Below are 11819 nucleotides of genomic sequence, written 5' to 3' on the forward strand. Positions count from 1 at the left end.
CAGCCCGTCAGCACCGCCTCAGCAGCGCCGGTGAAGGGGGTTCTAAGTATAACCCGACAAAGCCGCAAGTGGAAAATTCACAAAAACAGAAGAAATTCTCATAAAGATATTTTATCAATTAATTACAGCATCTTAAGAACATTTTATCAGGCGCGTCGCCGCCGAAATCCAAGAAAATGCAGGTCGGAATTCGCGGCTCAACGCGTTATGTACATGATTACCCACAGACTCACCTCCGAGTCAGGCGGAATCTGCCCTGTTGGACCACAAAGACAGGATTGGAATCTGAAGACGCAGGGCAAGCAGGGCGATGATGGTTGCCAGATAAGCAAGCGGCTCGATCTGAAATCCTTTTGCCAGCATGACGTAATGCACGCCCCCCAACAGCGCAGCCGCGTACACAAGGCAGTGCAGCTTGCGCCAGCGTGATCCCAGTCGGCGCACCGACCAATTATTGGACGTCAACGCCAACGGAAGCAGGAGAAGGAACGCCCCCATGCCGACCGTTATGTACGGGCGCTTGAGGATATCCGCCCAGATCTGGCTGGGAAGCTGCACGTCCAGAACCAGCCACACAAGAAGATGCAACGAGACGTATACAAAAGTGAGCACTCCGATCGCTCGGCGATACTTCATCAGGTTCAAACCGACATGCCGGCGCAGAGGCGTGACGGCCAGACCGGCAATCAGCAACTGCAGGGCCAGTTCACCATATCTATGCTCCAACGCCTCAATCGGTTCGACCCCCAGACCACCGGTAAGGCCAAGATAAAACAGCCAGGGCGCAGGCAACGCCCCCAGCAGATATATCGCCCATACCGGAATACGGCGGAGTGTCTGGTTAATCGACTGCATGATTCTAATAGTTCTTGGCCAAATCCATGCCCTCGTAAAGGCTGGCGACCTCTTCTTCATACCCGTTGAACATCAGGGTCGGCTTACGTGACGCGAAAAACCCGCCCCCGATCTCGCGTTCGGAAGCCTGAGACCAACGTGGATGGTCCACATTCGGGTTCACATTACTATAGAACCCGTATTCGCGCGGATTGGACATGTTCCAGCTGGTGGGCGGTTCCTCCTCGGTCAGAGTGATCCGAACGATCGACTTGATCGATTTGAAACCATATTTCCACGGAACGACCAAACGCAAAGGCGCGCCGTTCTGGTTGGGAAGCGGTCGGTCGTAGATTCCGGTTGCCATGATTGTCAGAGGGTGCATCGCCTCGTCCAGGCGCAAGCCCTCCCGGTACGGCCATTCGAGAATGGGAAACCGCGTTCCCGGCATCTCGTCTGGGCGATAGGCCGTTTCGAATGCCGCATATTTTGCACCCTCCTGCACACCTGCCAGGTTCAGAAGGTCAGCCAGCTCGAAGCCGTTCCATGGAACGACCATCGACCACGCTTCTACACAGCGGAAGCGATAGATCCGTTCCTCGATCGTCATCTCGGACAGGATACTGTGGAAATCATAGTCGCCCGGGCGGTCAACCAGACCGTCGATCTGCACGCTCCAGGGTTCGGTCACCAGCGTGTGAGCATATTTTGCCGGGTCATCTTTTCCGGTCCCGAACTCATAGTAGTTGTTGTACGTGGTGATCTCTTCCCAGGTGTTCGGCTCCAACCCATCCTGTGCTGCCGCCGGTTTGGCCATCGCAGTCAGGCCGACACCTGCCAGCCCGGCCATAACCTGCCTCCGGTTGAGAAACGCCGCCCGGGGGGTGACGTCGGCATGTGTCAAAGTGTTGGTCCAGCGATGCGCCATATGGGTCTCCGTCATGTGCAACAGTCAGTGTTGACGTAGTGTGCTGATAGCACAGAGCCACAGAAACAGGCGTAACGATTGAGCGAAGTGATTGTAACGTTCCGGTGTGGCCGGACCTTCGGGGAACGGTGTCAGCAACGAAAACCATAGACGCGAAAACCTTTAACGCCCGGCAGAAAACCGGGTTTTTCTTGGATTACAAACAATACACGGGCACAAAACTTTACAACTGCTGACGCAAAGCTGCACTCTGTTATACGGGCGCCACGCCAAGCCGAACGCGAGGCAAGGCTGCGGTTGCAGCCTTTTGGCCGCAATGGGAGGAAGAAAATGTGTGATATTTGTGTAATGAATGCCGTCAAAGACAAGATGCTGTCTCGTCGCGGATTCTTCAAAGCTGCTGCCGCTTCGGGTGTTGCAGCAGCCGCAACCGGGGCCGTCGCGCCGGCAGCATTGGCGGCTGGGCATGGCGGTGTCGAGGATATGACCCACACGCTAAGCCCGGATTTCCCGACATGGGGCGGCGAGCCCGGCATCTCGGCCGAGCAAGCTTTCAACTTTACTGATCACGGCTTCAATCTGTTCAACCTGTCAATCAACGAACATACGGGTACGCATATCGATGCACCGCTTCACTTCTCGGCGGATGGGACATCAGTTGACGAAATCCCTGTCACGGATCTGGTCGCCTCCTTGTGCGTCGTGGACATCGCTGCCCGAGCTGCCGAGGATGCTGACACGCGCGTCACCCCGGATGATCTGAAAGCCTGGATTGCGGCCAATGGTGATATCCCTGATGGTGCCTGCGTGGCGATGCATTCCGGATGGGCAGGCAAAACCGCCACGGATGAGTTCCGCAATTTCGACGGCGAGGCGCAGCATTACCCGGGCTTCCACGTTGAAGCAGCGCAGATGCTGATGGAGGAGACCGGAGCACGATCAATTGCCGTTGATACCCTGTCCCTGGATCACGGCATGTCCGCAGATTTCGCGACGCATTACGCGTGGTTGCCGTCAGGCCGGTTCGGGATCGAATGCCTGGCTGGGTTGGATCGCGTGCCTGCGTCTGGTGCAACGCTGGTGATCGGCGCGCCCAAGCACCAAGGCGGCACCGGCGGGCCGGCCCGGATCTTTGCGTTGATCTGACAAATTCCCGGGCGGCTGACCAACGCCCGCCCGGCCATCTTTCCGGCAGGGCCAAATTTCCGCCACAGTTGCAAACCAAGACTTTGTGCTTTCTTGAACTGTTCGGGACACCCTGCCTCCATGTTGCTCAGACCACTGGTTATTTCTCTGTCTTTACTGTGCGGATCGGCATTGGCTGATGTGCAATCCTGCAAAAAGCTGTTTGAGCGCGCGCCGCAGGTCCTGAGCGATCTGAACCAGATCGGGTCTGAAGTTTATGAAGACAGCCACCCGGGCCTTGGCTATTCCGCCACGTTTGCAGACCCATCCTCCAAGATCACAGTTTTCTTCTATGACCACCAACAAAGTGTCGTCTCATCCGAAATGGCCCTTGAAAGCTTTAAACAAGCCGCACGCGATATCGCTGCAATAGCTGCGCGGCGCGGTGCTGAACTCGGCGAAATCAACTCCTATCAGTTGCGTGATCCGTCGCAGGTGTTGCCATTTCGGGCCGAGGCCAAAGCATCAGATGGCCTGTCCGAGTTTCTGGCGGCTGGCGTCGTGGACAATTGTTTTATGAAGCTTAGGTTTACAGCCCAGTTTCCATTGGAGGAAGCGCAGGTCTGGATGAAAACGCTCAACGAGTATCTGAACAAAGGCTATGGAAAGCCGACATGAAAAAAGGCCCGCCTTTAAGGCGGGCCTTTCCAGTTTCCGGTGTCAGATCAATGCACCACAGCATCATCCGGGCGGGGTCGTTTTGAAGTTCCCAACCGGTCACCGATGATCAGACCATCGGTCCCAACGGTCACAGGAACAGTCTCGCCGTCCTTGATCTCACCGGCCAGCAGAGCTTCTGCCAACGGGTTCTGCAAGGCGCGCTGGATGACGCGTTTCAGCGGGCGGGCACCGAAGACCGGGTCATAGCCTTCGTTTGCCAACCACTCCTTGGCGGCATCGTCCAGTACCAAGTCGATCTTGCGCGCGGCCAGGCGTTTGAGAAGACGACCCAGCTGGATGTCAACAATCGCAGCCATATCCGACCGTTTCAGCCGGTCGAAGATGATCGTTTCGTCCAGACGGTTCAGGAATTCGGGCCGGAAATGGGCTCTTACGGCATCCATCACGTCATGCTTGGCCTGCGCACTATCGGCACCCTCAGGCAATTGGCTGAGTGCCTGGCTACCAAGGTTCGAGGTCAGAATGATCAGCGTCTGTTTGAAATCAACCGTACGACCCTGACCGTCGGTCAGGACACCGTCATCCAGCACCTGCAACAGCACGTTGAACACGTCCGGATGAGCCTTTTCGACCTCGTCGAACAGGACAACCTGATACGGCCTGCGCCGGACTGCTTCGGTCAGAACGCCGCCTTCGTCATAGCCGACATAACCCGGAGGGGCACCGATCAGACGGGCAACCGCGTGTTTCTCCATGAATTCCGACATGTCGATCCGCACCATCGCGTTTTCATCGTCGAACAGAAATTCGGCGACGGCTTTGGTCAGCTCGGTCTTACCGACACCGGTTGGCCCAAGGAACAGGAACGAACCCAGCGGCCGCCCTTCATCATTCAGACCGGCGCGGGCCCGGCGCACGGCGTTGGCCACAGCTGTAACGGCCTCGTCCTGGCCGACCACGCGGGCGTGCAGCGCTTCTTCCATGCGCAGCAGCTTGTCGCGTTCGCCTTCGAGCATTTTTGCGGTCGGGATGCCCGTCCAGCGTTCGACAACGCTGGCGATCTGTTCCGGACGCACCGTTTCCTCGGCCATCATGGCGTTGCTTTCGGCATTCTCGGCCTCGGACAGCTTTTTCTCAAGCTCGGGGATGATGCCATAAGACAGCTCACCCGCCTTGGCGAGGTTGCCTTCGCGCTTGGCGATTTCCAGATCAGCCCGCGCCTTGTCGAGCTGTTCCTTCAACTCCCGCGCGCCCGCCAGCTTGTCGCGTTCGGCCTGCCACTGAGCGGTCATCTCGGCGGATTTCTCCTTGAGGTCGGCCAATTCCTTTTGCAACGTTTCAAGCCGATCCTTGGAGGCCGCGTCATCTTCAAGTTTCAACGCTTCTTCCTCGATCTGCAACTGCAGGATCTGGCGATCCAACTGGTCCAGTTCTTCAGGCTTGCTGTCCACTTCCATGCGCAGACGCGCGGCGGCCTCGTCGACGAGGTCGATAGCCTTGTCCGGCAGGAAGCGGTCGGTGATGTACCGATGCGACAGGGTCGCGGCCGATACCAACGCCGAATCCGAAATACGGACTCCGTGGTGCAGCTCGTACTTTTCCTTGATACCGCGCAGGATGCTGATCGTATCCTCGACCGTCGGCTCCTGCACTATCACGGGCTGGAACCGCCGCGCGAGGGCCGCATCTTTTTCGACGTATTTGCGGTACTCGTCCAGCGTGGTCGCGCCGATACAATGCAGCTCACCCCGAGCAAGCGCAGGCTTGATCAGGTTGGCAGCATCCATGGCACCGTCGGATTTACCCGCACCAACCAGCGTGTGCATTTCGTCGATGAACAAAATGATCTCACCTGCGGCCTCGGTGACCTCGGTCAGAACGGCCTTGAGGCGTTCTTCGAATTCCCCACGGTACTTCGCACCTGCGATCAGCGCGCCCATGTCGAGCGCAAGCAGTTTCTTGTCCTTCAGCGATTCCGGCACGTCTCCGTTGACGATGCGCAGGGCCATGCCCTCGGCAATCGCGGTTTTACCGACGCCGGGTTCACCGATCAGAACCGGGTTGTTTTTGGTGCGGCGCGACAGGACCTGCATCGCGCGGCGGATTTCCTCATCCCGCCCGATGATCGGGTCGATCTTGCCCTCGCGCGCGGCCTCGGTCAGGTCGCGGGCATATTTCTTGAGTGCATCATAGCCCTCTTCCGCCGATGCGGTGTCAGCAGTGCGACCTTTGCGGATGTCGTTGATGGCTTCATTGAGTTTTTGCGCAGATACGGCACCGGCTTCCAGTGCCTCTTTGGCTTTGGATTTGACCATGCACAACGCCATCAACACGCGTTCGACAGGCACAAAGCTGTCGCCCGCTTTGGTTGCGATCTTCTCGGCCTCGTCCAGAACCTTGGCAGTCTGGCCGTCCATGTAAATCTGGCTCGCATCGCCGCTGACTTTCGGGATCTTGCCCATTGCAGCGTCGAGCGCCTCAACTACGCGGTCCGGCGCACCGCCCGCGCGCGTGATCAGATTGCTCGCCAGCCCCTGATCGTCATCCATCAATGCCTTGAGTATATGTGTGGGCTCCAGCCTCTGGTGCCCCTCGCGCAACGCAATGGTCTGCGCCGCCTGCACGAACCCCCGTGCCCGTTCGGTGAACTTGTTCAAGTCCATGGTATTCTCCTTTTCCAAGCGCCCGGTGGATTTGCGCCCGCTTGGCAGCACGCAGTGGTCCGGGCCTTGTCCTCAATCTGGGAAATATCCCCACCGCTTCAAGAGGCTGGAGAGTGAAAAAATGCCGTCAGCCGCGCGAAATTGTATAGACTGTGTAGCCTCCGGTTTCGGCCACCTGCTGGGCATCGTGCATCTCGACCAGAGACTGCGCGGCGGCGCTGCCTGTGGGGCAGGATACAAGATCGGCGGTGTGGTCAAGGAAATTGCCTGTAAAGGCGGTTTCGCCGGTCAACTGGCACCAGTCATCCTCGGACCGATAACCGCGGACGAGGTAAAGGTCGTCATTGGTGGGGGCCGGGGCGGCACCGGTTTCGGGTGCGCTCGGCGGCGTGTCGGTGCAGGCCGCTATGGCCGCTGCCGCAGCCAGCGGAATGAGGTGCTTCATGGTCTGTCCCTTTGGTGCAATTCCGTTTCTGAACGGCCGCACCATAGCACAGTTGAGACAGTGCGGGGAAACCACGTCCCCCGGCCTCAGGTCTCAATCGCCTTCGATCTGCCGGATCAGTTGTTGCGCCACGTCGTCCCCCTGCCCGGCCGCGAGGCGATAAAACTTCAACGCCCCCGCGACATCGCCGGATTCGTACAGCAACCGGCCGAACTTGCGCTGCGACTTCATATCGCCGATTTTCGCAGCCCTGCCCCAGAAAACAGAGGCTGCTTGGGTGTCCTGAGGCACACCCTCCCGCCCGTGATAGGTCAGAGAACCAAGGTTGTGCAGTGCGACGACATCGTCCTGCTCGGCGGCCTGGAAACAATAGTCCAGCGCCTTGTCGATGTCGCGCGCCACACCGTCCTCGTTCTCGTAGCCATACGCAACGATATGCATCCCCATCGACAGACCGGATTCGGCGGCCGCCATGTACCAGGCAAACGCGGTTTCGTCGTCCTCGGGAACGATCTCGCCATCGTTATAGAGCGTGGCCAGCGTGTTCATCGCCAGCCCGCTGCCCTCCATCGCGGCCAGTTCCGAAAACTCGAGCGCCATTTCCAGCCTGCCGCCCTTCACCAGCGAGCGGCCAAACGCCGCCACGACCTCGGCGTCGACATCCTGGTCTTTCAGCAGGAGATCGGCGCAGATCGCCATCGCGTTCTCGGCGTCCATGTCGGCCCATTTTACCCCGTCGAAATAGGGCGACTGGCCCGGAGCGGCGGCAGCCATCGGGCAGTCGTACTCTCCGTCCGAATAGTCGGGGTCCTGCGGTGGATCGTCGGAGGCGGTTTCCGGCCGAGGGCGAAGGTCGGAGACCTGCAGGCACCGTTGCGGTCCCTTGGGGGCGTCAGCCTTTGCCGGCGCGGGAGCGTCACCCATCAGCCCCGCCAGCAGATTGCGCGCCAGTTGGGCATAGATCGGGCAGTCGGCGTAGATTTGTGCAAATTCTCGATGGCCGTCGCTGACCCGCTGTCCTTGACGTCTGCCCAGACCAGTCGGGCCTCGTCGCAATCCGTCGCACCGGCCCAGACCGCGCCCGCCCCGGCCTAAAATGCCGCCGAGGCCACCACACCCAACCGTATCATCCCGAATTCTCCTGCGTCTTTTCTTGTCTCAATGCGCCAGACGCTCTACAGAAGCGCCGATCCCGCCAAGCCTGAAAGGTCGAAACAATGCCCCAAACCGCCGATGACCGCCTGATCGTAGCCCTCGATGTCCCCAACGCACTGGAGGGGTTGAAGCTGGCCGAGACGCTGGGCGACGTCGTTTCGTTCTACAAGATCGGCCTGGGCATGCTGACCGGCGGCGGGCTGGCCTTGGCCAATGAGCTGAAGCAGGAACACGGCAAGCGAATCTTTCTGGACATGAAGCTGTTCGACATCGGCAACACGGTGGAAAACGCGGTGCGGGGGCTGGCGCAGTTTGATCTGGATTTCCTGACCGTGCATGGTGACCCGCACGTGGTGCGCGCCGCCAAGGAAGGGGCGGCGGGCAAGGATCTGAAGATCCTGGCGGTGACCATCCTGACTTCGCTGAACCGCGACGATCTGGATGCGGGTTTGATGAAGACCGGAGCCATGCAGGACATGGTGGTGGAACGCGCCGCCCGCGCCTTTGAGGCCGGAGCCGACGGGGTGATCGCAAGCCCGCAGGAGGCCGCCCTGATCCGCGCCTTGCCCCAGGCAAGGGGCCGACTGATCGTAACCCCCGGCGTGCGTCCGGCTGGCGCGGCACTTGGAGATCAAAAACGTGTGGCCACACCAGCCAGCGCCATCCAGGACGGAGCGGATCATATCGTTGTTGGCCGTCCCATTTATCAGGCGAATGACCCGAAATCCGCAGCCGCAGCCGTTTTGACCGAGCTAAGTTCTCTGAAAACGTGATGACCGGAATCATCGTTTCAGCCGGTATTCGTACTGAAAAAACCGCCGCAACAGGTTGACCTCACGTCAATTTTTGACGAATCCGCGCCAAATCGTCCCTGTGCCAGAAAACACACATTCAGAAAGTGAGTTTTTCCAAAGCAGCCTTCACTCTATCTCCGTAGGGAAATCTTGGCGATTCTTAAGGGGATTAACTCCCCAACGAACCTTTTCTTCCTGAGGTTCGTTACTTCCCCCCGCGATGCTGCGGGGGGTTTTCTTTTATCTATATGATCTTTGATCGATATCACTGCATGATATAAAGAACTCCCAAGCCAACTGCGGAACACACGAGGACGCAGATGCCCGGTCTTTGCCGAGATTGCCTGACCCTTTTGACAAACGAACGGCGCTGCACGGGCTGCGGTAGCCCCAGGGTAAAGTCACACCCCGAACTCCTTGACTTGACCATCGCTCATATGGATTGCGATGCCTTTTATGCTTCGGTGGAAAAGCGGGACAATCCGGAACTGGCAGACAAACCTGTCATCATCGGCGGCGGCAAACGCGGCGTTGTTTCCACGGCATGCTACGTGGCCCGAATTCGGGGTGTACGATCCGCCATGCCCATGTTCAAAGCGCTGCAACTGTGCCCTGATGCCGTCGTGATCAAACCACGCATGTCTGTGTATGCCCAAGTGTCACGCGACATCCGAGCCATGATGGATGAACTGACACCAGTGGTCGAACCTCTGTCCCTGGACGAAGCCTTCATGGACTTGTCCGGTACCCAACGCCTGCACGGGGCACCTCCTGCCGCCATGTTGGCGCGCCTCGTCAAACGCATGAAAGATGAACTGGGTGTGACCGGATCTATCGGGCTGAGTCACAACAAGTTCCTGGCCAAGGTTGCCTCGGACCTCGATAAGCCCCGCGGGTTTTCGGTGATTGGCAAGGCCGAGACGGCAGAGTTTTTGAATGACAAACCCGTACGGTTGATCTGGGGCATTGGCCCCGCCGCGCAGGAATCACTGGACCGTGCAGGGATTCGAACCTTCAACGACCTGCTGCGTTGGAATCAGGAGGCTTTGACTGCGCGTTTCGGCTCGATGGGGTATCGCCTGTGGCATTTGGCACGGGGTCAAGACAAACGACGCGTTTCAACTCATGAGCCGATGAAATCGATCAGCAATGAGACCACATTTTTCGAGGACACCGCCAATATTGACGTTCTGGACGGGCATTTGTGGCGCATGGCCCTGAAGGTCTCGGACCGGGCCAAGGCCAAGGATCTAGCTGGCCGGGTCGTTACGCTGAAGCTGAAGAAAGCCAATCATAAGATTCTGACACGGCGCGTGTCATTGCGGGACGCAACGCAGATCGCAGACCGGATTTATCGCACGGCAAGGGGGCTTTTCGATCAGGTGGGGGATCAGGGGCCGTACCGCCTGTTGGGGTGTGGTCTGTCTGACCTGTGCCCGGCGGATCTGGCCGACATTTCCGGCGACCTGCTTGATCCCGGCGCCGTCCGCAGATCGAGGGCCGAGCGGGCCACCGACGAAATCCGTCAGAGATTCGGCGCAGACGCAATCGTGAAGGGCCGCGCTTTGCGCTAGGCTCATTCCGCAGCCAGACGGACCGGCTTGGAACCGATGCTGCATATCTCGCGAACCACTTGCCGGAGAAGTTTCGAAAACGTCATGAAATTGGCGTTCGGCGCAATCTTCTCTTCGTTCATATACAGGGCGCGGTCAATTTCGATCTGAATCGCGTGTTGCTGGCGGGTCGGGCGGCCATATGTCTGCGTTACGTAGGCCCCGGCAAACGGGGCATTGCGCGCCACATTCAATCCTGCCGCAGAAAACGCCGATTCGATGAGGTCCACAATCTCGGACGAGGCCGAAGCACCGAACCTATCACCCAGCACGATTTCGGGCCGTTTGTTTCGGGTCGTACCAGCCATGGACACCGCCTCATGCGGCATCGAGTGGCAATCCACCAGAATGGCCTGCCCGAACTTCTCATGCGATTCGGCCAACAGGGACTTCAATCGTGCATGATAAGGACGCCAATAGGTATCTAAGCGCAGCCGCGCTTCGTCCATGGTCAGCTTGCCGCTGTAAATTGCTCGTCCATTGGCCACAACGCGGGGAATCACTCCTAACCCCGATGCGACCCTTGGGTTATGCCCGTGCCTGCGGGCGCCTGTGATCAACGCCGGGTCCAATTCGTCCAGACTGCGATTCAGGTCCAGATAGGCGCGCGGCATGGTTGCTTTGATCAAAGGCGCGCCATTCTCGGCTGCTGCCGCAAACAATTGATCGACAAATGCGTCTTCCGAGGACCGAATCACGCTTTGGTTCAGAACGGACCGCTTCAGAAACGCTTCGGGATAGTCCCGCCCGCTATGTGGGGATGAAAAAACCACACATGAACTGCGGTTTTCCGGCATATCCAATACAAAGGCTGCGTTCTGCATGATCCCTCCCTCTTCGCAATCAACATAGACCGGAAAATAGTTCTTCCAAACCCCTTGAACCCCTTTGCGACTCCTTTTATAGACCCCGCTACCGGCGCGGGGATCCGCGCCCCATTTCGTTATGGGGCAGGGCACGCAAAGGGAAAGTGGGCGGTTAGCTCAGCGGTAGAGCACTTCGTTGACATCGAAGGGGTCACAAGTTCGATCCTTGTACCGCCCACCATGATTTCACTGTTCCGGATATCCGGGACACCCGAGTAACCCAGGCGCTGGCCACGTCCTTGATGAAGGCGCCGCAGATTGGAGACAGACCATGAAGGTCAAGAACTCGCTCCGCTCGCTCAAGAACCGGCACCGTGACTGCCGTATTGTGCGTCGCAAAGGCCGCGTCTACGTTATCAACAAGACGCAGCGCAAGTTCAAAGCTCGTCAGGGCTGAGAACGGCGAAACACCGCTTTAAAGAGCCGCGCCTTCGGGCGCGGTTTTTTGTGTTATCTCGACCCCGCGGCGCCGTCTGAGAACCATCCGCACCATCCATGGAATAGAACAGACCGCCATCGCGGCGGGAACTGAATCGAACAGGGCGAATCCTGTCTTTATCGGCCAGCCGACACCCAACCGTTCGGGGGAAAAGACCACGCGCTCCGCCTGGTCTCGCAAATGTGGCGCGACGCCGCGCATCCGCTCATCGGTCGTAAAACCGTCAAGATCGACCCCCATTGCAAACAACTCCAGACCAAGCGCGTAGTCGCGCCA

At 58.6% G+C, this 11819-nt stretch carries 12 protein-coding genes and 1 tRNA gene; 6 read left to right on the forward strand and 7 right to left on the reverse strand.

The annotated features are described in order from the left end of the window. Positions 1 to 240: 240 nt before the first annotated feature. Both msrQ and msrP read right to left on the reverse strand, forming a co-directional pair. Complete coding sequence (msrQ, locus tag AC2FLP_RS20230) at positions 241 to 855, reverse strand: protein-methionine-sulfoxide reductase heme-binding subunit MsrQ (RefSeq protein WP_299901978.1); 615 nt, start codon at positions 853 to 855, stop codon at positions 241 to 243. 4 nt (positions 856 to 859) lie between these two features. Continuing rightward, the gene (gene msrP / locus AC2FLP_RS20235; RefSeq protein WP_496686015.1) at positions 860 to 1762 is read right to left on the reverse strand and encodes a protein-methionine-sulfoxide reductase catalytic subunit MsrP; all 903 of its coding nucleotides are present in this window, start codon (positions 1760 to 1762) and stop codon (positions 860 to 862) included. A 330-nt stretch (positions 1763 to 2092) separates the two neighbouring features. Here msrP and AC2FLP_RS20240 point away from each other — a divergent pair, with 330 nt between their 5' ends. Further along, positions 2093 to 2908, forward strand: coding sequence for a cyclase family protein (locus AC2FLP_RS20240; RefSeq protein ID WP_299901981.1), 816 nt, complete (start codon positions 2093 to 2095; stop codon positions 2906 to 2908). Positions 2909 to 3028: 120 nt separating this feature from the next. Beyond that, a complete protein-coding gene (locus AC2FLP_RS20245; protein WP_496686012.1) occupies positions 3029 to 3565 on the forward strand; it encodes a hypothetical protein in 537 nt (178 codons plus the stop codon). Between the two features lie 47 nt (positions 3566 to 3612). Here AC2FLP_RS20245 and clpB read toward each other — a convergent pair whose 3' ends face one another. The 3 genes from clpB to AC2FLP_RS20260 form a co-directional block, all read right to left on the reverse strand. Further along, positions 3613 to 6231, reverse strand: coding sequence for an ATP-dependent chaperone ClpB (gene clpB / locus AC2FLP_RS20250; protein WP_496686010.1), 2619 nt, complete (start codon positions 6229 to 6231; stop codon positions 3613 to 3615). Positions 6232 to 6358: 127 nt separating this feature from the next. Then, positions 6359 to 6676, reverse strand: coding sequence for a hypothetical protein (locus AC2FLP_RS20255; protein ID WP_117870702.1), 318 nt, complete (start codon positions 6674 to 6676; stop codon positions 6359 to 6361). A 93-nt stretch (positions 6677 to 6769) separates the two neighbouring features. Beyond that, entirely contained in the window at positions 6770 to 7600 is an 831-nt protein-coding gene (locus AC2FLP_RS20260) for a tetratricopeptide repeat protein (protein ID WP_496686007.1), read from the reverse strand. A gap of 293 nt (positions 7601 to 7893) precedes the next feature. Between AC2FLP_RS20260 and pyrF the strand changes: the two genes are divergently transcribed. Beyond that, positions 7894 to 8604: an orotidine-5'-phosphate decarboxylase gene (gene pyrF / locus AC2FLP_RS20265; protein ID WP_496686005.1), complete on the forward strand. Its 711-nt coding sequence runs from the start codon at positions 7894 to 7896 to the stop codon at positions 8602 to 8604. A 341-nt stretch (positions 8605 to 8945) separates the two neighbouring features. Beyond that, positions 8946 to 10199 (forward strand): DNA polymerase IV, encoded by a 1254-nt coding sequence (locus AC2FLP_RS20270; protein WP_496686002.1) that lies wholly within the window; start codon positions 8946 to 8948, stop codon positions 10197 to 10199. 2 nt (positions 10200 to 10201) lie between these two features. Here AC2FLP_RS20270 and AC2FLP_RS20275 read toward each other — a convergent pair whose 3' ends face one another. Further along, positions 10202 to 11062, reverse strand: coding sequence for an N-formylglutamate amidohydrolase (locus AC2FLP_RS20275; protein WP_496686000.1), 861 nt, complete (start codon positions 11060 to 11062; stop codon positions 10202 to 10204). A gap of 148 nt (positions 11063 to 11210) precedes the next feature. Between AC2FLP_RS20275 and AC2FLP_RS20280 the strand changes: the two genes are divergently transcribed. Together AC2FLP_RS20280 and ykgO are read left to right on the forward strand one after the other, a co-directional pair. Then, a tRNA-Val gene (locus tag AC2FLP_RS20280) sits at positions 11211 to 11285 on the forward strand. A gap of 90 nt (positions 11286 to 11375) precedes the next feature. Then, entirely contained in the window at positions 11376 to 11501 is a 126-nt protein-coding gene (ykgO, locus tag AC2FLP_RS20285; RefSeq protein ID WP_008755722.1) for a type B 50S ribosomal protein L36, read from the forward strand. A gap of 18 nt (positions 11502 to 11519) precedes the next feature. Here the strand turns inward: ykgO and AC2FLP_RS20290 are convergent, their stop codons facing one another. Then, positions 11520 to 11783 (reverse strand): hypothetical protein, encoded by a 264-nt coding sequence (locus AC2FLP_RS20290; protein ID WP_496710071.1) that lies wholly within the window; start codon positions 11781 to 11783, stop codon positions 11520 to 11522. Between the last annotated feature and the right edge of the window lie 36 nt (positions 11784 to 11819).

Source organism: Ruegeria sp. CDSA141, from assembly GCF_059612005.1.

Coding starts and splice junctions, on each gene's coding strand:
- msrQ (WP_299901978.1), bottom strand. CDS start 855: ATGCAGTCGATTAACCAGACACTCCGCCGTATTCCGGTATGGGCGATA.
- msrP (WP_496686015.1), bottom strand. CDS start 1,762: ATGGCGCATCGCTGGACCAACACTTTGACACATGCCGACGTCACCCCC.
- AC2FLP_RS20240 (WP_299901981.1), top strand. CDS start 2,093: ATGTGTGATATTTGTGTAATGAATGCCGTCAAAGACAAGATGCTGTCT.
- AC2FLP_RS20245 (WP_496686012.1), top strand. CDS start 3,029: ATGTTGCTCAGACCACTGGTTATTTCTCTGTCTTTACTGTGCGGATCG.
- clpB (WP_496686010.1), bottom strand. CDS start 6,231: ATGGACTTGAACAAGTTCACCGAACGGGCACGGGGGTTCGTGCAGGCG.
- AC2FLP_RS20255 (WP_117870702.1), bottom strand. CDS start 6,676: ATGAAGCACCTCATTCCGCTGGCTGCGGCAGCGGCCATAGCGGCCTGC.
- AC2FLP_RS20260 (WP_496686007.1), bottom strand. CDS start 7,600: ATGGGTGACGCTCCCGCGCCGGCAAAGGCTGACGCCCCCAAGGGACCG.
- pyrF (WP_496686005.1), top strand. CDS start 7,894: ATGCCCCAAACCGCCGATGACCGCCTGATCGTAGCCCTCGATGTCCCC.
- AC2FLP_RS20270 (WP_496686002.1), top strand. CDS start 8,946: ATGCCCGGTCTTTGCCGAGATTGCCTGACCCTTTTGACAAACGAACGG.
- AC2FLP_RS20275 (WP_496686000.1), bottom strand. CDS start 11,062: ATGCAGAACGCAGCCTTTGTATTGGATATGCCGGAAAACCGCAGTTCA.
- ykgO (WP_008755722.1), top strand. CDS start 11,376: ATGAAGGTCAAGAACTCGCTCCGCTCGCTCAAGAACCGGCACCGTGAC.
- AC2FLP_RS20290 (WP_496710071.1), bottom strand. CDS start 11,783: ATGGGGGTCGATCTTGACGGTTTTACGACCGATGAGCGGATGCGCGGC.